Below are 19,413 nucleotides of genomic sequence, written 5' to 3' on the forward strand. Positions count from 1 at the left end.
GCCCGACGACCGGCGTGACCGGCGACGACAAGGCCTCGGCCACCGCTGCGCAGGGCGTTTCCGCAGCGTTTCCGAAGTCGTCCGAAGCGAATCCGAAGGGGCATATGCCAGGGTTCCCCGAGGAATGCGGTTTCGGCGGGGGAGCGGAGGTCGGGGGCAGGTGGCCGAGAATGAGCGACTGCGGCTGGCGATCATCATCGGCAGCATCAGGAAGGGCCGGTTCGGGCACGTCGCGGCGGAATGGCTGGCCTCCCGGGCCCGGTTGCGGCCCGACTTCGACGTCGACGTCATAGACCTGGCCACGGCCTGGCTGCCCGACGTGATGTCCGCCGACCCCACGGCGCCCCGGCCCCAGGCCGTCAAGGACCTCGCTCCCTGGCTGGAGGCGGCCGACGCGTTCGTCGTGGTCACCCCCGAGCACAACCAGACGTTCCCGGCGTCCCTGAAGAACGCGATCGACTGGTACGACGAAGAGTGGCACGCCAAACCCGTCGGGTTCCTCTCCTACGGCGGCGCCTCCAGCGGACTGTGTGCGGTGGCGGCCCTGCGCCAGGTCTTCGGCGAGGTCCACGCCGTCCCGGTGAACGAGACCGTGAGTTTCCACAACTACTGGGAGCGGCTCGGGCCCGACGGCACCCTGGCCGCCTGTGACGACTGGCACGTGTCGGCCCGGCTGATGTTCGACCGCCTCAGCTGGTGGGCCGGTGTACTGCACCGGGCCCGGGCGGAACGCGGCTACCCCGTACCTCAGACGAACAGACAGGAGCGCAACGCGCCATGGACGGCCAGTGGTTCCGACGTTTCGGCGATCCCGAGCCCGACGCTCTCAAACTGATCTGCTTCCCGCACGCCGGGGGCGCGGCCAGCGCGTACCAGCCGCTGTCCCGGCGGCTCCGACCGCACGTCGAGGTGCTGGCCGTGCAGTACCCCGGCCGGCAGGACCGCCGGCTGGAGACACCCATGGCGGACATCGGGGAACTCGCCGCCGTGATCGCCGGGAAGCTGGCGGACGGGGAGACGGCCGCGCCCTTCGCGTTCTTCGGCCACAGCATGGGCGCGCTGGTGGCGTACGAGACCGCCCGGCTCCTGGAGGAGCGCGGGGCCCCGGCACCCCGCCGGCTCTTCCTGTCGGCCCGGGGAGCACCCGGGCCGCGGCGCAGTCCGCACGACGTGCTGCCGGACGACGAAGCGATCCTGGCCGCCGTACGCAGGCTCGGCGGGACCGGCGTGGCCCTGTTCGACGACCCCGAGCTGGTGGCAATGGTGCTGCCGGCTCTGCGGGCCGACTACGCGGCACTCGCCGCGTACTCCTGGACGCCCCGGGAGCCGCTGCACATGCCGGTCACCGTGCTGTGCGGCGACGCCGACCCGGTCGTCTCCGTCGAGGAGGCGGCGGGCTGGCGCGCGTTCACCCGCGCCGCGACCGAGGTGCGGGTCTTTCCCGGCGGTCACTTCTATGGGGACCAGCGGCTCGATGACGTGGCCGAGGTGGTACTGCGCGGCGTCCGCTCGGTGAGCGCCGCCCGGGCGGGCAACGGCGCCTGCCATGACCGAACACCGGTGTCCGACGTACGGGGGTAGGCGTGGAGTTCAAGGTTCTCGGGCCGCTGGAGGTGGTGAGCGGCGGACGGAGTCTGCCGCTGGGCGGCGTCAAACAGCGGGCGGTGCTCGGACTGCTGCTCCTCCACGCGAACCAGGTGGTCGCCACCAGCCAGCTCCTCGACGCCCTGTGGCCCGAGGACGCGCGGCCGGTCACGGCACGCAAGATGGTGCAGAACGCCGTATGGGGGCTGCGCGCCCTGCTGGAGAGCGGCGACGGCGAAGGGCACGAGCCGCCGCAGCTGCTCACCCGGGCGCCGGGCTACATCCTGCGCGTCGATCCCGAGCAGCTCGATGCGACCCGCTTCGAACGCGCCGTCGCCGCGGGCCGGGCGCGCCTGGACGCCCAGGAGGCGGCCGAGGCCGCCGAGTTGCTGGGGGAGGCCCTCGGGGAGTGGCGCGGCTCGGCCCTGTCGGATCTCGCCGAACAGGGCGTGGAGTGGGCCGAGCTGACGGCGCTGCGGCAGCTGCGGCTCGACGCCATGGAGGACCGCTTCGAGGCGGAGCTGGCGTGCGGACGGCACCATGCCGTGCTGGGCGAACTCACCTCGCTCGCCGAGGCCGAGCCCCTGCGGGAGCGGCTCTGCGGGCAGCTGATGCTCGCCCTGTACCGCTGCGGTCGGCAGGCGGAGGCCCTGAGTGTGTTCAGCAGGGTGCGGCAGGCCCTGGTCGAGGAGTACGGCCTGGAACCGTCCGCCGCCCTGCAGACGCTGCAGCACCGCATCCTGCGCCACGACCAGGCACTGGCCTGTCCCACGGAGGCCCGCGCGGAGCCGGGCAACGCCGAGACGGGCGCACCGCGGTGGCACACGGTCCCGGAGACGGACCCAGCGCGGGCACCGGTCCGGGGCACCGCCCACCACCCGGGCCCCGCCGGGCCGGATGTCACGCCGCCGGAACCCCTGCGTGCACCCGCGCTCGCGGGGGCCGACGACCGGACACGCCTGCCGTTGACCGTCGGTGGCGCGCAGACGGGTGACCGGCTGCGCATGCCGCTGTCCGCCGGTGGCGCGGAGGGCGCCGACCTGTCGCACGCGGGGGCGTCCTCCGGGAGCGCCGCCGCGGGTGGCGGTCGGCTGAGCGGACGGGCGTCCTTCGGAACCGCGGAAGGAGAGAGCCGTCCGGGAAGGGCGTCCTCGTACGGTGTCGCGGCGGGGGGCGGCGGTGCGAGTGGGGCGTCCTCGTACGGCCGGGTGGGCGGGGGCGATCGTTCGGCCGGGCTGTCCTCGTACGGCGTCCCCGAGGGCGGCGACCTGGTGCGCGGGGCGTCGATCCCCCGGGCTTCCTCGACGTCGATCGCCGGGGCCGTTTCGGGCACGGGCGACGCGGCCTCGTACGGCGTCGTGGAGAGGGCGGAGAGAGGCGAGAGGGGTGAACGGCCGGGGGCGGCAACGGGCTTCGGCGTCACCGGGGGAGGCGCGGTCGCCGAGCGGCGGGACGTGTGCGTGCTCGTGGTGTGCACAGAGTCCGCCGGGGACGCGGCGGCCATGGGGAGCGAACAGCTGGACACCTCCCTGCACGACGCGGTCACCGTGCTCACCGAGAGCGTCGAGAGCCGCTCGGGGACGGTCGTCGGCTCCATGGGCGGGCTGTGCGCCGCCCTGTTCGGGCTGCGGTCCGAGCGCCCCGAAGCGTCGCTGAACGCGGTGCGCGCGGCCTTCGCGGCCCGTGAACGCCTGGCGGCCCGGGCAGGCATGGTGATGCGCGCCGTGGTGATCTCCGGCAAGGCGATCGTGCGGCACGACCCGCACGACCCGACGGCCGCCGTCTCGGTGGTGGGCACCCTGCTCGACAAGGCGCACGCACTGCTCTCCGGCGTCCCGGAGGGCGAGTTGTTCGTGAGCGAGGACGTGGCCGGCGACACCGGCACGTGGGTGGGCTACGACGAGACCGTCCACGCCTCCGACGGCGCCCTCGGCATCCGCAGGGCCCTGGCCCTGCGCACGGAGGAGCCCGCCGGGCACGGCACCGACACCGCGCGCCGGCCCGAACTCGCCCTGCTGGGAAACCTGCTGGAGTACTCCCGCCACCACGACGTGCCCTCCATGCTGACCGTGCTCGGCGATCACGGGGTCGGCAAGACCCACCTGCTCGCCCGGTTCGAGCGCAGCGTCGTGGGCGACGGTGACGCGGTGCGGGTCCTGCGGCCGAGCCCCCCGCAGGGCGGCCAGGACGCCGTCGCCGTCGCAGCCGCACTGCTGGACGCCTGGGCGCCGCCGCACGGGGCGCGGCACGACTCGCCCGAGCAGCGGCTCCGAGCCGTGGTCCGCTCCGCCGTCGACTCCGACGTGGACGCCGCGCGGCTGCTGCGCGTGCTGTGCCCCGCGCCCCATCCAGGGCTGCCCGGGACCGGGGCCGACCTCCTCGCCGCCTGGGGCGAGGTGATCGAGCACGAGGCACACCACCGCCCCGTAGTCCTCTGCCTGGACGACCTGCACCTCGCCGACGACGTGGTGCTGGACTGGGCGGAGAGCCTGGGCGGCGCCGGCACCGGGGCGCTGCTGGTCGTCGCGTGCGGCCACTCCGACCTGCTGCGCCGGCGGCCCATCTGGGGCAGCGGCTGCGAGCACGCCAGCCGGCTGACCCTGTCGCGCCTGCGTGAGCCGGCCGCCGCTCCGCTGCCGCGGCGCACGCTGCCCTTCCCGGACTGCCGCCCGCGCCGGCAGGAGGAGCGGCCGAGGCCGTCCGGCCGGATCCACGCCGGGTTCCGGGGCAAGGGCGCCGAGCCGGTCGAGGCCGGTCCCGGGCGACGGGCCGTGTGATGGCGGGGTCGGTGGGGCCAGTGGGGTGTTGTGTCGGGTGATGGGCTGTGTGGCGGCGGGGTCGGTGGGTGTCGTCTCCGGTGATGGGCCGTGTGGTGGGGGCGTGGGGTGTCGTCTTCGGTGATGGGCCGGGTGGGGGCGCGGTCAGTCGGGTGTCGTCTCGGGTGATGGGGTGTGTGACCGCCGGTCCGGTCCTGTGCCGTCTCCGGCGGCAGGGTGTGTGACGGCCCGTCCGGTCCTGTGCCGTGTCCCCGGCGGCAGGGTGTGTGGCGGCCCGTCCGGTCCGGTGCCGTGTCCGGCGGCAGGGTGTGTGACGGTCGGTCCGTCGGGCGGGTGCCGTTCGGGCGGGGCCGTGTGATGACCGGGGCGAGGAGTCGCGAATGGGTGGCTCGTGGACGGGACTTGATGTGCTGTCCGCATGGACATCGCAGCCCCACGCACCCCGCGCACGCGCCGCCCCGCGCACCCCTCGTCCCGCCCCGGGCAGGCATCCGCCCCCGGCGAGATGGACACCCCGCTGGCCGTCTTCGTGGGCACCCAGTTCGCCGCGGCCCTGCACGAAGGACTGAGCCGGGCCGGCCGCCCCCGGGACGCCCGGCCCGCGCGGCCGGACGACTCCCAGCCCCTCGCCCGCCCGCCCGGGCACACGGCGGCGCCGCGGGACGCCCTGCTCGCCGAGCACGCCGGGGAGATACTCGCCCGCTTCGGCGCCGGGCTCCGGGCCGTCCCGGGCGTCACCGCGGCGGATCGCGCCCGGATGACCGCATGGGCGCGGCGGGTGCTCGGCGCGGACGGGCCCGCCGGCCCGGCCGGCGGGGGAGTGGCGGCCCCGTGGGCGGCACTGGCGGGGCCCCTGCTGGTCGAATCGGCCGCGGACGTCCTGCCCGAGGACTCCGCGGACGGCACCCGGGCCCTGGGCGCCCTCGCCCGTGCCATACGCCTCACCGGCACGGGCGGGACGCGCTCAGGCGACCTCGGACTCCCGGACCGGCGGAAGCAGAGACTCCAGTAGCCGGTCCAGGGCGTCGCCCGTCTCCGGGCTGAGACTGAGGGTCACCGTGCGCGGATGCGCGGTGGCCCATCCCGGCCGGCGGTCCGGCAGCCGGGAGTCCGCGCCGACGACGATGAGCAGCGGCAGTCCCGCATGGGTCTGCGTCAGCCGCTCCACCATGTCCAGCAGCGCGTCGTCGGCGTGCTGGAGGTCGTCCCAGATCAGCACCAGCGGCTGCTCGCGCGCCGCTCGCGCCAGGAACGCCCCCCAGGCCCGGAGCATCTCGCCGGGCTGCTCCCGCTCGTGCGCCGCACGCCGCGGTGACAGCAGCCGGGCCAGGGGCGCGTACAGATCCGCTCCGGCTGCCGCGTCACCGCCGAAACGGTGCAGCGTGGCCCGCAGCCGCGCCAGGGCGTAGGGCTCCGGGGTGCTGGGGTCGATGCCGCAATAGGCGGCCAGGATCTCCGCCGGCACCGACAGCGCGGAGGCGGTGTGCGGCGCCGGAACCGTGCCGGCCAGCACCCGTACGGGGCCGCCGTGGCTCTCCTCGACCCGGCGCTGGAACTCCATCAGCAGGCGCGTCCTGGCCCGGCCGGACCCTTCGATCAGGGTGATCAGATGCGCCGTCGAGCGCTGGCGGGAGTGCATTAGGGTGTGCTGCATCAGCTCCAGCTCGCCGACGTGGGCACCGCCGCCGGGCGGCGCCCACGCCAGGTCCGTGACGTCGTCGTGCAGGGCGTGCAGTTCCCACGGGGCGAGGGCCGACGCGCAGGCCCGCCGGAACGTCGCCACCCGCTCGACCTGCCGGTGGGTCTCCTCGCAGACGTGGATCTCCCCGGCCTGTACGTGCGCCAGCATCGTCCGGCAGGTGTCGACGAGCCTCCCGCCGCTCCACAGCGGCGGCGGGTCGTCCGCGGGCGTCCGGGGCAGCAGGGCCTCCCCGGACGCCACGGCCGCGTGCACGGTGAGGCCGCGCACGGCGGCCTGCGGCGGCGCGAGCGTGCCGGTGGGGACGCTGAGGCTGTCGCGGACGGCGGCAGCGGTGCGGACCGCGCGCTCGGCGCTGTCGGCCGGGTCGGTCCCCTCGGCGAACACGGAGAGCACCGTCGAGCCGAGTACGGCCGTCACCCGGCCGCCGTGGAGTTCGGTCTTCTCCCGGGCGATCTGGGTCAGCGCGTCGACCACCCGGTCCCGGTCCTCGGCCAGCACCCGCCCCAGCTCCGCGCCGAGCCCGAAGCGGAAGATGACCACGCTGGCGGTACGGGACTCTCGGCTGCCGGGGGAGGAGACCTTGGCGGCGGGGGTGACCGGGCCGGCCGGCCCGCCGCGCGCGGGCGGATCGGAGCATGCGGCCCGCATCGCGCGTGCGGCCGGTGCGGTGGGTGCGCCCGGCTCTGCTTGTGCGCCCGGATCCGTGGGCGCGGCCGGTGTGATGGGTGTGCCCGGTTCAGCGGCCGGGGGCGATGCGATGGGGGTGCCTGGGTCGCCGGCTGCCGACGGTGCGGCGCGTTCGCCCGGCTCGATGCGTGCGCCCTGCGGTGTGGGTGCGGTCGGGGTGGTGCGTGCGCCCTGCTGTGTGGGTGCAGTCGGTGTGGTGTGTGCGTCCGACCCCGTGCGCACGGTCGGTACGGCAGGCGCGGCCGGCCTCGTGGACGCCGTTGCTGGTGCCGTGGGTCCGGGTCCGGGCCCGGGTTCGGACGCGGCTACTGAGGCCGCGGCTGCGGAGGCCGCGGCTGCGAGGGCGGCGGCGGGCAGGGGCGGGGACGGCGCGGGCCGGGGAGCCGGGGAGAGGTTCGCCGGCTCCTGGTCGCCCGCCGTGCGAGGCGCTTCCAGCGACGGGTCCTGAGTCAGGATCGCCTGCTGCAACCGGTGCAGTTCGCGTCCCGGCTCCAGCCCGAGCCCCTCCACGAGCGCCGTGCGGACCCGGCCGAACACCGCCAGCGCCTCGGCCTGCCGCCCGCAGCGGTACAGAGCCACCATCAGCTGCCCCGAGGCGCGTTCCCGCAGCGGCTCGGCGGCCACCAGGCTCTCCAGATCGGGCAGCACCAGCTGGTGCCGGCCGCAGGCGAGGGCGGCCTCGAAGTGGTCCTCCATGACGTCGAGGCGGCGGTTCTGCAGGGCCGTCAGCTCCGGCCAGCAGACACCTTCCTCCACGAGGTCGGAGAGGACGGGCCCGCGCCACAACGCCAGGGCCGCGCCGAGGGAGCGGCGGGCCCGTTCCACCTCGCCCGCCGCCAGGGCGGCACGGCCCGTCGTCACCCGCTGCCGGTAGTCGAGCAGGTCGACGCGCTGCTGGGGCACACGCAACAGGTAGCCGGGCGCGCGGGTCAGCAGCTCGGGGCTCTGCTCGGTCCGCGGCGGCCGGGACAGGACGCCGCGCAGCTTCCAGACGGCGTTCTGCAGGATCTTGCGCGCGGTCATGGGCGCGTTGTCGTCGGCCCACAGGGCGGACAGCATCTGGCTGGTGGACACCACCTGGTTCGCGTGCAGCAGGAGATACGCCAGCACGGCGCGCTGCCGGTGCCCGCCCAGGTCCACCAGGCTGCCCGGCGGTCCCCCCGCCGGCTCGACTTCCAGTGGCCCCAGTAAGCGGAACTGCATGAACTCCCCCGTCTCGCTTGCTCCGGCGTGCTGCGTTTCCCGGGACCGGCGTGCCGCCTGACGGGATGTCATCGCGGCCTGCTGCCCGTACTGCTCCCGGCCGTGGCGCCGGCCCGGTCACGGCCGGCGCCTCGCCGGAATGCCCTGGGGGTCCGCCGGTGGGGGGAGACGGCGGATCCAGGGGTGGATCAGCGGCCCGCGGCGGTGAGTTCGTCGCCGGCCTGCTTGCGCAACAGTGTGCACACATCGTGCAGTCCGGCATACAACTGACCGAGTTCGGAGTCTGTGACATAAATCGAGGGTTCGAAGCGCAACGTGCCGACCGCGCTGGCCGTCGGGAACGTCCGCACCCGGTGCCGGCGCAGCAGATGGCCTGCGAGGAAGTAGCCGAAGAGGCCGCTCGCCGCGATCTGACGCAGTTCCGGTGAGGAGGCCTCGGACTGGTCGTGGAATTCCAGGCCCTGCATCAGCCCGTGTCCGCGCACGTCCGCCACCACGTCGGGGAATTCCGCCCGCAGGGCGTCGAGTTTCGAGCGCAGTGCCGCTCCGCGTTCCTCCGCCCGGCGGTAGGCCGCGCCGCCGTCCCGCTCCAGCAGTTCGAGAACCTTCAGGGCGATGTGGGAGGAGAAGCTGTCCTTCGCAAAAGTTGAACTGTGCACAATTTCGAAGTCCCGGCGGTAGCGCTTCTCGCGCACCAGCATCACGGACGCCTTCGCGATGCCCCCGCCGAGCGTTTTGGCCAGGGTGTAGTAGTCACCGCGCAGGCCGATCCGGGAACTGGCGAGCAGCGCGCCGGTACGGCCCATTCCGCTCTGGATCTCGTCGACGACGACGGGGCAGTCGATCCGGGCGCAGAAGTCCTGGATCTCCCGGGCGAACGCGCGGGACAGCACGCGGATCCCGCCCTCTCCCTGGACGGGCTCGACGAGGAAGGCGCAGAACACGGGGAACTCGTGCTCCGTCACCGTGACCCTGCCGTTCTCCGTCGTCAGGCCGAGCAGGACCCGGCGTTCCCGCGCGTGGACGGCGTTCAGGTCCTCGGGGCTGTCCTGCGGGACGAACCGTGCCTGCGCGCCGAGCGACTTGAAGGGCAGCCGGTAGCCCTCGTTGTGGGTGAGCTGCACACTTCCGGCGAGTTTGCCGTGGAAGCCTCCCTCCAGGGCGAGGAACAGCGGCGGGGACGCGACGATCTCGTCGTTGCGGCGCCTGATCGCCGCCTCCAGCAGGCGCACAGCCTCGTCGCCGTCGGCGGCGAGGGCGACCCCGAGACGGGCGGCCGCCTCCCCGTGGACGGTGGCGGACCCGTCGGCCACCGCGGCGCGTGCCGCGGCGAGCCCGGCGTCTACGGAGCCGAGCAGTTCGGACACACGCATGCCCCGGTCCAGCTCGGCGTGTTTCACGGCGGCTTCCACCGCTTCCGCGCCACTGTTGCCGAAGATGGCGTAATAAGGCTCGTCATCGGCGAGTTCACGCGCGATGATGCGGTTCAGTTCGGCGGCGAGCCGGTTGGCGTACGGGTGGCGCGAGAACTGGGCGTGGATCGGTGTATGTTCGGCGAGCAACTGCCGGGCGTACGCGGTGATCTCCGGGTGGTGATGGCCGAGCAGCACCGAGCCGTAACCGCCCGCGAAGTCGGCCACCGGGAACTCGGCGCCGTCGTCGTCCCGTACGTACAGGGTGTTTCCTTCGGCGCGCACGTATTCCACCGCCAGCCCCGCGGTGTCGAGTACCTGGCGCAGATAGGGCTCGGCGAGTTCGCGTTCCGCGGCTGCGGCGGAGGTCTGAGTCATGTCCTCAGAATCCGATGACCGGGTAAACATCCGGTCATTGAAAGGTCATCGGTGACGCCCGGTCACAGAAGGCCCACCGGTTACCCGGGCATGAAGGAACCGCGAGACGCCGCGGTTACGTTGATTGCGCCGGCTGCCCCTTCCGTGCGGACGGCACAGACGTGTCCCGTGACCCATCGGAGAGTGGCATGAATTCCGCGTCCGCCGAACTCGATCACGCTGCCGTGCGTGCCGGTCACCCGCCGGTGCGCCCGGACCGGTTGCGCGGGGTGATGTCCCGTTTCGCCACCGGTGTCACGGTCCTTACCGTGGGCGGGGAGCACCTGCACGCCATGACGGCGAACGCCTTCAGCTCGGTCTCCCTCGACCCCCCGTCGGTGCTGTGCAGCGTCGGCCACAGTGCCGTCATGCACGGTGCGCTCACCGGGGCCGGGCGTTTCGCCGTGAACATACTCGGCGCCCACCAGGAGCCGCTCGCCCGGCACTTCGCCGACAAGAGCCGCACCCTGGGTGCCGCCCAGTTCGAACGCGTCGACTGGCGTGCGGGCGAGCACACGGGGGCGCCGCTGCTCGACGACTCGGTGGCGTGGCTGGAGTGCGAGCTGACCGAGTCGCACGCGTTCGGTGACCACACCATCTTCATCGGCACCGTACTGGCGGCGGGCGAGGGTGCGACCAGTGACGGGCTGCTCTTCGTCAACGGCCGCTTCGGGAAGCCGGCCACCGCCCCCTGACCGGCACCGCGCCCTGGCCCGCGTCGCCCCTGACCGGGCCGGCCCCCTGACCCGCACCGTCTCCTGACAGGCCCGGACCGCTGACCGCGGCCGGGCCCGGCGGACGCGGAAGGGCGGCACCACCCTCCGGTGGTGCCGCCCTCTTGCGTGTCACGGCCTCCCGCCGCCGCGGGAGGCCGCCCGTCACAGGAAGTACGTGCCCGGGTCCATGCCGACCAGGACCCGCCCCTGAACCTCCAGGTTGGCGTCCCGCTGGACCAGCGCGTGCAGCGAGAAGCCCTGGATGTCGCGGTGGAACCGTTGCAGGGCGACCTCGCGCCGGATGACCGAGCCGCCGCTCGCCGCGTACAGCAGCTCGACGGCCTCCTTGGCGAGCTGTGCCGCGTACGCCGTCCGGCCGCGGATCACGGCCTTCTCCTCGTCGGTGGGCTGCTCGCCGGCGTCGGCCCGGGTCTGCAGGACCTCCAGGCACAGGTCCGCCAGGCCTTCGGCGGCGTCGATCTTGTTGGCGGCCGTGGCGACCTGGATCTGCGTCAGCGGGTGCAGCTTCTGGTCGGTCCAGTCGGTGTAGGTGATGCCCCGGCCCGGCAGGCGCTCCAGGAACAGCTCGTAGGCGCCGCGGGCGATGCCGGTGAACGCCGCCGTCACGCCCGACAGGACGTAGCCGAGCAGGCCGTAGTTGCGGCCGGTGGCGCCGGTGTTCTCACGGTCACCGGTCGCGCTGACCATGGCCTCCTCCAGGGAGACCACGCGGTGCGCGGGCACGAACACGTCCTCGGCGGTGGTGGTGCAGCTGCCGGTGGCGGCTCCCGCGCTGACGTGCCAGTCGTCGGTGACCTCCAGCTCGGAGACCGGGACCAGCGCGACGAGCTCCTCGTGACTCCCGTCGGGGCGCTCCACCATCGCGGCGAGCAGATCCCAGTCGGCGCCCAGCACACCGGAGTTGTAGCGCCACGTGCCGTTGAGGCGGTATCCGCCGTCGACGGGGGTGAGGGTGCCGGTCGGGGCGAAGACGATGGACACCCGGGTGCTGCCGCCTTCGAACACCTCCTTCTGCGCCCGGTCGGGGTAGAGGGAGGCGCACCAGGTGCTGGTGAGCCACACCATGGTCAGCCAGCCGGTGGACGGGCAGCCGCGCGCGACCTCGGCGATGACCTTGAACTGGTCGGCCACGCCCAGGTCGAGCCCGCCGTGCGCGGCGGGCACCGCGGCGCGGAACACCCCGGCCTTGTCCAGCAGTTGAATGTTCTCGTCGGGGACCCATCGGCGTTCCTCCGCCTCCGCGCCGTTCGCGCGCAGGGTCGGGACGGCATCGCGTACGGCGTCCAGCACGGACGCCAGGGCTTCCTGGTCGGTCACTGTCTCTCCTCGGACCATCGGGGTCTATCCGGCACGGCGGAGCCCCCCTGGCGCGCCAGGGGGGCTCGCGGGGCTCACTGGTCGGCGACGAGACCCGTCGCGGCCACCGGGCGGTCGATGGCCATCAGCCAGCGGCCGTCCTCGGTCTTGCGGAGCACATCGGTGCAGACGCCCTCCAGCCGTACCGGCTCACCGTCCGGGCCGGTGCTGTCGATGGCGTACTCGACGCCGATCAGCGCCACGTCCCCGGCCACGTACGAGTGGGTGACGCGCGCTTCCAGGGTGGGCTTCGAGGCCAGGAACTCCTTGAAGAACGCCAGCCGGTCGGCGCCCGTCAGGGGCTCGCCGGAGAAGTTCGATATCGAGTCGTCGAGGTAGAGGCGGTTGAACAGCTCGCCGTCACCCGAGTTGAAGACCTGGATGAAGATCTCGTTCTGGATGTCGGTGTCGGCGGTGAGGTCGGGCCGTTCCGGGTCGAAGGGGACGGTGAAGGACGTGGCGGACGTGGCCGGCGTTGCTGACATGGGGATGCGGTTCCCTTCCGGGGGGTGGGTGGGTGATGCCTCGGTGGTCATTCCTCGCCCGCTGCCTGCCGGGCGGCACGCAGACCGGACTCGATGGCGCCGTCGATGTAGCCGCTCCAGCCGTTGGCTATGTCGCCGCTGGCGAAGGAGAGCCGCCCGCTGGTGAAGGTGACCTCCGGGTAGAGCGTGGTGAGCTGCTTCGGCTTGCGGAACGCCCAGCCGCCGCGCGCGTAGGGGTCACGGCCCCAGTCGTGGGCCTTGACACCGATGACGTCCAGGTTCACGCCGAGCTGCTGCACGGCCTTCTTCACCTGGGCGGTGTTCGTCGGATCGAGTCCGGGATCGGTGCTGAAGGCGACGTAGAGCATGCCTTCGGAGGTTTCCTTGAACGGCAGCAGCATGGGGATCGGTGAGCCGCCCTCGGCGCCCTGGCCGTAGACGCGGCCGGCTCCCTTGCGGGCGTGGATCCACAGCTTGACCGCGTTCGTCACGGCGATGCCCTGGCTCGTCGCGGTGGTGAGCGCAGCGGGCAGGGACGGGCTGAACTTGACCGTGCTCAGGGCGTTGACCGGCATCGCGACCACGACCGCGGTGGCGCTGTAGCGGGTGCCGGAGGTGGTGGTGACGTACACCAGGGATCCGGTGTCGTTCACCGAGGCGACCGGCGAGCTGAGCTTGATCGTCGGCTTGGCCTCGTCGACCATCGCCTGGAGCAGGGCCTTGGTGCCCTTGGCGATGCGCCAGCGCATGGTGTCGTTCCAGCCCGCGTTGGTGTGGCCGGCCAGGGCCCACCAGTGGGCGAACATCGTGAAGGCGCCGGCCGTGCTCGATCCGCCTGCGTAGACCGCGGTCTGCCCGTTGACGAGGAGTTCCTCCTCGGGCGTGAGGGCGAGCTGGGTCAGGCGGTCGCGCAGCGTCAGCTTGTCCAGGCTCTGCAGCAGGTCGGCCCGGTGCAGGGGCTGGAACGGCTTCTCGAAGTACGTCCGCGTGCCGTCGAACATGCGCTCGAAGACGGTGCCCATCCGGCCGAACCCGTCCTCGGGCGTGAACTGCCGCGGGCCCTTCGGCGTCGGCAGCCACGTGGTCGAGATCGGCTCGTCCTCCTCCAGCGCCAGCTTGTAGCGCGTGAGTTCGGCGCCGAGGTAGGGCTGGGTCGGCTCGACCCAGGTCCCGCCGCGCTCGATCAGCTGACCGCCGTAGGTGTCCGTCCAGGTGCGGCCGCCGATGCGGTCGCGGGCCTCCAGGACGAGCACCCGCTTGCCGCGGGCGCGCAGTTCGCGGGCCGCGGTGATGCCCGCGAATCCGGCGCCGATGACGATGACGTCCCAGTCGGCCGCTGCGCCGACGGTGGCGGCGGAGGCCGCCGGGGCGACCGCGGCCAGGGCGGGTGCCGTGACGGCGGCCGCCCCGGCCGCCTTGAGCAGGGTGCGGCGGGTGGGCCGCCGCCCGCTGATGGGTCCGGTGGTGTGCATGGTGCTGTGTGTCCCCCGTGTACTCGGTGCGGGCCCGCCGTGCGGAACCGGCATGTCACTCATGGGCCAAGGTGCTTTCGGTTCTGCGTGCCGCGGCGCTCGCGCCGGTCAGCTCGCCTGGCCGAACGGGTCGTCGATGGCGTAGCGCCACACGCCGTCCTCGCCCCGGGTCAGCACGTCCACCCCGACGCCGGCCAGGTGATCGGTGGTGCCGTCGGCGCCGGTGATGTCGATCGTCCAGTCGACGATCATCAGAGCGGTCTCGCCGGTCACGAACACCTGCCGGGGCTTGGCCGCCATACGCGGACCGGCCTGAAGGAATTCCCGCTGGTACTTCCGGCGTTCGTCACCGCTGAGCGGCTTGCCCGGTTCCCAGACGGCGACCGCGTCGGCGGTGTAGAACTTCTCGACCGTCTCGAAGTCGCCGGCGTTGACGGCCTCGACATAGCGGGCGGTGTGGTTTTCCAGTTCCGCGACGAGCTCGGACATGGCGGAAATCAACCTGCCTTCTTGGCTGGAGAGACGTTTGGGGGGAACGTTCAGGAGAAAGGAACGTTCCATGCGGGTGTCTGCACGAACAGTGCGGGTGCTCGTGCATTCCGTGGCCGACACTATTCGGGCGGGTTCAACGTTCCAGCCACGCTGCGGTAATGCCGTGGTCTCCGGCGGGCAGGGCGCGACATGACAGTGCCGCCGGGCGACTGGGTGCAGTCGCCCGGCGGCAGGTGGTCCGGGGAGCGGGGAGAGTGCGGGGGCGGCCTCAGGCCTGGCGCACCCGGCCGTCCCAGCGCCAGGCGCCGCGGCGGGGCAGCCCGGGCAGCGCGGCGCGTCCCGTGCACCACAGCAGGGTGTCGGCGGGGGAGTGGCCGGTGGGCGCGTCGGGGAAGAGCCGCTCCACCACGGGCGCCGCCAGGGCGTCCGAGGGCGTGTACTCCACGCCTACGGCCTGCGCGATGTCCCGTCCGTGGACGACGAGTTCGAGCACGCCCATCGCGGCGAAGCCGGCCGCGTCGGAGTGCCCGTACGGGTGCCAGGCGCGGACCTCCGGCGGGGTGTCGCGGACGGTGCCGGCGAGCAGGGTGCCGGCGATCCGGATGCCCTCCAGCGCGGCCGGGACCGGGGCGTGACCGTCGATCGAGGAGAACAGGGTGATGTAGCGGTCGGTGGGGCGGGCGATGAGCAGGCCGGCGTACCCCACGACCCCGAGCGCGATGTGCGAAAGGGTTTCCCGACAGCTCCAGTCCAGATCACCCGCCTTTCCGCGCCAGTTCTGATCGGCTCCCTTTTCGAGTGCGGAGGTGGTGTCCTCGGCCGCAGTCCGTACGAGTTCGGGCCATGAAAGAGTCATGCTGGGATGTTCCCACACGGGCCGCTGCGAGCACCGTCCGATCATTTCCCGGTCACTGTCCGGTAATTGCGTGGTAATGGCGCGTCAAGTGCCCTGTTCTTTCCGGCGGTGTGGGGGTGATGACCGGGCGATGGGTGTGCTCTTACTCATTTCTCCGACCCCTTCAGTAAGGTTTCGAACTGCCGGGGAGCGTTGGGTTCTCGCGCCTCTCGACCGGCAGTTGGAATCACAATCGAGGAGCCGGAAATGGCCACGAACGACGACCTGGCAGCCGTACTGGAAGCCGTGGACAGCATCGTCCCGACCCTGCGCGAGAACGGCCGCGCCGCCGAGGACCGGGGCTGGCTGCTCGACGAGAGCATCGAACTCCTGGAGAAGGCCGGGGTGTTCCGCATGGCCGTGCCGCGCCGGTTCGGCGGGCTCGACCTGCCGCTCGCCGACCAGGCCCGGGTCATCACCGAGATCGGCCGCGGCTGCCCGGCCGCCGCCTGGGTGACGATGGTGTGGGTGACGAGCACCTGGACGGCGACCCTCTACCCCGACCGGGCCCAGGAGGAGGTCTTCGCGTCCGGCTCCGTCAAGATCTCCAGCGCGTTCGCCCCGACCGGTGTCGCGGTCCCCGTCGAAGGCGGTTACCGCCTCAACGGCACCTGGAAGTTCAACACCGGCTGCAAGGGCGCCGACTGGGACTTCACCGCCGCGATGGTGCGCAACCCGGACGGCACCGAGGGCGAGATCATGGCCCTCGTCCCCATGTCCGACCTCAGGATCGTCGACGACTGGGACGTCTCGGCCGGCGCCGCCACCGGCAGTGCCACCGCGGTCGCCGAGGACGTCTTCGTACCGGCCCACCACGCCGTGTCCTTCGAGGAGGTCATGGTCAGCGCGACCGGCGACCGCTCCAACACGGGCGCCACCGGCCGCAACTACGGCCTGCTCAGCTTCGTCATGGCCGAGTGCGCCGCCGTGTTCATCGGCATCGCCCGCGGCGCCTACGAACTGTTCCTGGAGCGGCTCCCCGGACGCGGCATCACCTACACCGACTGGACCGACCAGAAGCTGCACCCGCTCACCCAGATCCAGGTCGCCACGGCCGCCAACAAGATCGACGCCGCCGAGGCCCTGTCGGCCCGCTGGCTCACCCTCCTCCAGGAGCGCGCCGACGCCGGCGAGCAGCCCACCGACGCCGAGAAGGCGATCGTGCGCGGCCAGACCGGCTTCGCCGCCCAACTGGCCAAGGAGGCCGTGGAGATCCTCCACAACGCCAGCGGCGGCTCCGTCATCCGGCGCGACGTCCACCTGCAGCGCTTCCACCGCGACATCCAGGGCTTCTCGCTGCACGCCCTCGCCAATGCCGACGTCAACCTCGAACTCCAGGGCCGCGTCCTGGTCGGCCTGGAGCCCGGCACCGTCTTCCTCTGAGTCGACGCCCCGGACTCCCTCTTTCACCGGCGCGCCCCGCGTGCCGGACCGCACAGCACACCACTTCGTACTGGAGGAACACATTCATGGGTGACAACCACACCTCGGTGTCGGTGCTCGGCCTCGGCCTGATGGGGCAGGCCCTGGCCGCCGCCTTCCTGAAGGCGGGCCACGCCACCACCGTGTGGAACCGTTCGGCGGACAAGGCCGACGGCCTCGTCAAGGACGGCGCGGTCCTCGCCGCGAAGCCCGCCGACGCCGTCGCCGCGAGCGACCTCGTAATCGTGTGCGTGTCGACGTACGACGTGGTGCACGACGTCATCGGCTCGCTCGGCGACGCCCTGCGCGGCAAGACCGTCGTCAACCTGACCACCGGCTCCTCCGAGCAGGCCCGGCAGACCGCCGAGTGGGCGGAGAAGCACGGCGCCAAGTACCTCGACGGCGCCATCATGATCACCCCGCCCGGCATCGGTGCCGAGACCTCCGTCCTCTTCTACGCCGGTGACCAGGCCGTCTTCGACGCCCACGAGCCCGTGCTGAAGCTCCTCGGCGGCGGCACCACCTACCTCGGCACCGACCACGGCAAGCCCGCCCTGTTCGACGTGTCGCTGCTCGGCCTGATGTGGGGCGCCCTCAACAGCTTCCTGCACGGTGTGGCCATCGTGGAGACCGGCGGCGTCAAGGCGCAGGAGTTCCTGCCGTGGGCGCACATGTGGCTCGACGCCATCAAGATGTTCACGGCCGACTACGCCGCCCAGATCGACGCCGGCGACGAGAAGTTCCCGGCCAACGACGCCACCCTGGAGACCCACCTGGGCGCGCTCAAGCACCTCGTCGAGGAGTCCGAGGCGCTCGGCGTCGACACCGAACTGCCCAAGTACTCCGAGGCGCTGATGGAGGGCATCATCGCCCAGGGGCACGCCAAGAACAGCTACGCCAGCGTCGTGAAGGCGTACCGCCGCCCGAGCCAGTGAGCCCCGGGCCCGGTATTCGCTTCACCCCCTGACGAAGGGGCCGGTTCCGAATCCCCCGTCGGAACCGGCCCCTTCCCCGTGCCCGCACACCGGCGCACCCGAATTCGAAGCGCTTTTCACCGTTCGTTTCCGCCCGTCGATTCCGTGCGCTTTCCGACCCGCAATTCCCGCTCTTCGCGAAAGGTGTGTTCCATGACCGAGATCGGCGACAGCACGACCCCTCGTGCCCACGGACGTGTCACCAGAAGAACGCTGCTGAAGGCGGCGGGCGCCACCGCGCTCACCGCCGGCGCCGTCACCGCGACGGCGTCCCCCGCCGCGGCCGACGACAAGCCCTACGACGCCATCGTCGTCGGCGCCGGATACGCGGGCGGCACCGTCGCCCGGGAGCTGGGCGCCCGCGGTATGAGGGTTCTGGTCCTGGAGGCCCGCGGCAGGACCGGCGGCCGCATCGAGCCGGGCACGCTGGCCGGGCACCACGTCGAACTCGGCGGCGGCTGGTTCGGCCCCGGCCAGGACCTCGTGGCCCGCGAACTGAAGCGCTACTCGCTGACCACCACCGAGGACGTGCACGCCACCCGCATGGTGATGCCCGGCCCGAACGGCTACGCCAGCCACTCCCCGCAGGAGGCCGGCGCCCGGCTCAACAGCCTGTTCGCGGACTTCTACGCCGGATCCGAGCAGTACTTCGAGCGGCCCTACGAGCCGCTGCACCGCAAGGACCTCCTGGCGTCCGTGGACCGGCTCTCGCTCGCCGACCGTATCGCCCAGCTTCAGCTGAAAGGGGTCGATCACGACTGGGTGAGCGGCGCCACCTCGGTGTTCGCCGGCGGCAACAAGACCGGCTCCCTCACCGGCCTCGCCCAGTGGTACCAGCTCGCGGGCGGCACCTACGACAAGTTCCTGTCGGTGATGAGCCAGCTGCCCGAGGGCGGCATGATCTCCATCCTGGAGCGGATGCTGCGCGAGTCCGGAGCGACGATCAGCCTCAACTCGCCGGTCACGGCGATCCGTGAGCGCGGCGGCCTCACCCACGTCGAGGTCCGCGGCGGCCGGGTGCACAAGGCGCCGGTCGTGGTGCTCGCCACGCCCGTCAACATGTGGTCGACGCTCACCTTCGAGCCGGGCCTGCCCAAGGTGTACGCCGACGCCGCCCGCGAGGGCCTCGGCGTCCCGCACGCCACCAAGCTGTGGCTGCGGGTGCAGGGCACCTCCGAGGCGGTCTCGGCCCAGGCCCCGGAGGGTGCCCCCATCCTGCTGCTCATCCCGCAGAAGCAGCTGCCCGACGGCCGCATCTTCGTGGCCTTCACCGGGCCCGCCCTCGACGTGTCCGACCCGCAGGCGGTGCGCGCCGCGGTCCGCGGGCTGCTGCCGGAGGCCAGGGTCGCCGAGTACCGGGCGAAGGAATGGCACAAGGACCCCTACGCCCGGGGCGGCTGGGGCCTGCGCAGGCCGGGGCAGCTCCTGCGTCAGCTGCCGGACATCCAGCAGCCGTTCGGGCGCATCGTCTTCGCGGGCGGTGACATAGCCAGCGGCTGGAACGGGGCCTTCGTCGAAGGCGCCCTGGAGTCCGGCTTCCGTGCCGCGGAACAGGCCGCGACCCTCGCGGGCTGACCGACGGCAGCGCCATGACCGGCCGGTGGAGAACGGGAAGTGCGGTTCCCGTCCACCGCCCGGTCATGGCGCCTTCTTCTTTCCCCCTCCTTTTTGCCCCGGCCGAATTACCGGAGTGAGGACGGAGACTGAGGAGAGGGAGAGACCCCCCTGCCTACGATCGGGCCGAACATTCCCCCACTCAGAAGTCTTGCGGTATTTCGGCCGAAAGGGCAGTCGAGCG

15 protein-coding genes are annotated in these 19,413 nt (G+C 72.5%); 8 read left to right on the forward strand and 7 right to left on the reverse strand.

The features are described from left to right. The first annotated feature begins 160 nt into the window (after positions 1 to 160). From RFN52_RS30365 to RFN52_RS30380, 4 genes are all read left to right on the forward strand, one after another. Complete coding sequence (locus RFN52_RS30365) at positions 161 to 835, forward strand: NADPH-dependent FMN reductase (protein ID WP_184850871.1); 675 nt, start codon at positions 161 to 163, stop codon at positions 833 to 835. Then, a complete protein-coding gene (locus RFN52_RS30370) occupies positions 778 to 1,581 on the forward strand; it encodes a thioesterase II family protein (RefSeq protein WP_184850873.1) in 804 nt (267 codons plus the stop codon). Before RFN52_RS30365 ends, RFN52_RS30370 begins: the two co-directional genes overlap by 58 nt. Positions 1,582 to 1,583: 2 nt before the next feature. Further along, positions 1,584 to 4,361: an AfsR/SARP family transcriptional regulator gene (locus tag RFN52_RS30375; protein ID WP_184850875.1), complete on the forward strand. Its 2,778-nt coding sequence runs from the start codon at positions 1,584 to 1,586 to the stop codon at positions 4,359 to 4,361. Positions 4,362 to 4,779: 418 nt separating this feature from the next. Beyond that, complete coding sequence (locus RFN52_RS30380; protein ID WP_184850877.1) at positions 4,780 to 5,373, forward strand: hypothetical protein; 594 nt, start codon at positions 4,780 to 4,782, stop codon at positions 5,371 to 5,373. On the opposite strand, the gene RFN52_RS30385 is transcribed toward RFN52_RS30380, so the two are convergent. After that, positions 5,326 to 7,953, reverse strand: coding sequence for an ATP-binding protein (locus tag RFN52_RS30385; protein ID WP_184850879.1), 2,628 nt, complete (start codon positions 7,951 to 7,953; stop codon positions 5,326 to 5,328). The two genes, RFN52_RS30380 and RFN52_RS30385, sit on opposite strands and share 48 nt — an antisense overlap. Before the next feature lie 188 nt (positions 7,954 to 8,141). After that, positions 8,142 to 9,743: an aspartate aminotransferase family protein gene (locus tag RFN52_RS30390; RefSeq protein ID WP_184850881.1), complete on the reverse strand. Its 1,602-nt coding sequence runs from the start codon at positions 9,741 to 9,743 to the stop codon at positions 8,142 to 8,144. A 188-nt stretch (positions 9,744 to 9,931) separates the two neighbouring features. Between RFN52_RS30390 and RFN52_RS30395 the strand changes: the two genes are divergently transcribed. Then, the gene (locus tag RFN52_RS30395) at positions 9,932 to 10,477 is read left to right on the forward strand and encodes a flavin reductase family protein (RefSeq protein ID WP_184850883.1); all 546 of its coding nucleotides are present in this window, start codon (positions 9,932 to 9,934) and stop codon (positions 10,475 to 10,477) included. Positions 10,478 to 10,660: 183 nt separating this feature from the next. Here RFN52_RS30395 and RFN52_RS30400 read toward each other — a convergent pair whose 3' ends face one another. The 5 genes from RFN52_RS30400 to RFN52_RS30420 all read right to left on the reverse strand — a co-directional run bounded on the left by RFN52_RS30400 (position 10,661) and on the right by RFN52_RS30420 (position 15,180). Beyond that, the gene (locus tag RFN52_RS30400; protein ID WP_373308633.1) at positions 10,661 to 11,854 is read right to left on the reverse strand and encodes an acyl-CoA dehydrogenase family protein; all 1,194 of its coding nucleotides are present in this window, start codon (positions 11,852 to 11,854) and stop codon (positions 10,661 to 10,663) included. 56 nt (positions 11,855 to 11,910) lie between these two features. Further along, positions 11,911 to 12,360, reverse strand: a complete 450-nt coding sequence (locus RFN52_RS30405; RefSeq protein ID WP_107459991.1) for a YybH family protein — start codon at positions 12,358 to 12,360, stop codon at positions 11,911 to 11,913. 47 nt (positions 12,361 to 12,407) lie between these two features. Then, complete coding sequence (locus RFN52_RS30410; RefSeq protein WP_311241088.1) at positions 12,408 to 13,832, reverse strand: flavin monoamine oxidase family protein; 1,425 nt, start codon at positions 13,830 to 13,832, stop codon at positions 12,408 to 12,410. Positions 13,833 to 13,940: 108 nt separating this feature from the next. Continuing rightward, positions 13,941 to 14,321, reverse strand: a complete 381-nt coding sequence (locus tag RFN52_RS30415) for a YybH family protein (protein WP_184850889.1) — start codon at positions 14,319 to 14,321, stop codon at positions 13,941 to 13,943. 271 nt (positions 14,322 to 14,592) lie between these two features. After that, positions 14,593 to 15,180, reverse strand: a complete 588-nt coding sequence (locus tag RFN52_RS30420; protein ID WP_184850892.1) for a maleylpyruvate isomerase N-terminal domain-containing protein — start codon at positions 15,178 to 15,180, stop codon at positions 14,593 to 14,595. Positions 15,181 to 15,426: 246 nt separating this feature from the next. Between RFN52_RS30420 and RFN52_RS30425 the strand changes: the two genes are divergently transcribed. From RFN52_RS30425 to RFN52_RS30435, 3 genes are all read left to right on the forward strand, one after another. Beyond that, positions 15,427 to 16,602: an acyl-CoA dehydrogenase family protein gene (locus RFN52_RS30425; RefSeq protein ID WP_184850894.1), complete on the forward strand. Its 1,176-nt coding sequence runs from the start codon at positions 15,427 to 15,429 to the stop codon at positions 16,600 to 16,602. Positions 16,603 to 16,688: 86 nt separating this feature from the next. Continuing rightward, positions 16,689 to 17,576 (forward strand): NAD(P)-dependent oxidoreductase, encoded by an 888-nt coding sequence (locus RFN52_RS30430; protein ID WP_184850896.1) that lies wholly within the window; start codon positions 16,689 to 16,691, stop codon positions 17,574 to 17,576. A gap of 192 nt (positions 17,577 to 17,768) precedes the next feature. Beyond that, positions 17,769 to 19,190, forward strand: a complete 1,422-nt coding sequence (locus RFN52_RS30435; protein ID WP_184850898.1) for a flavin monoamine oxidase family protein — start codon at positions 17,769 to 17,771, stop codon at positions 19,188 to 19,190. The last annotated feature ends 223 nt before the right edge of the window (positions 19,191 to 19,413 follow it).

Source organism: Streptomyces collinus (assembly GCF_031348265.1).
In the GTDB taxonomy this organism is placed as follows: domain Bacteria; phylum Actinomycetota; class Actinomycetes; order Streptomycetales; family Streptomycetaceae; genus Streptomyces; species Streptomyces collinus.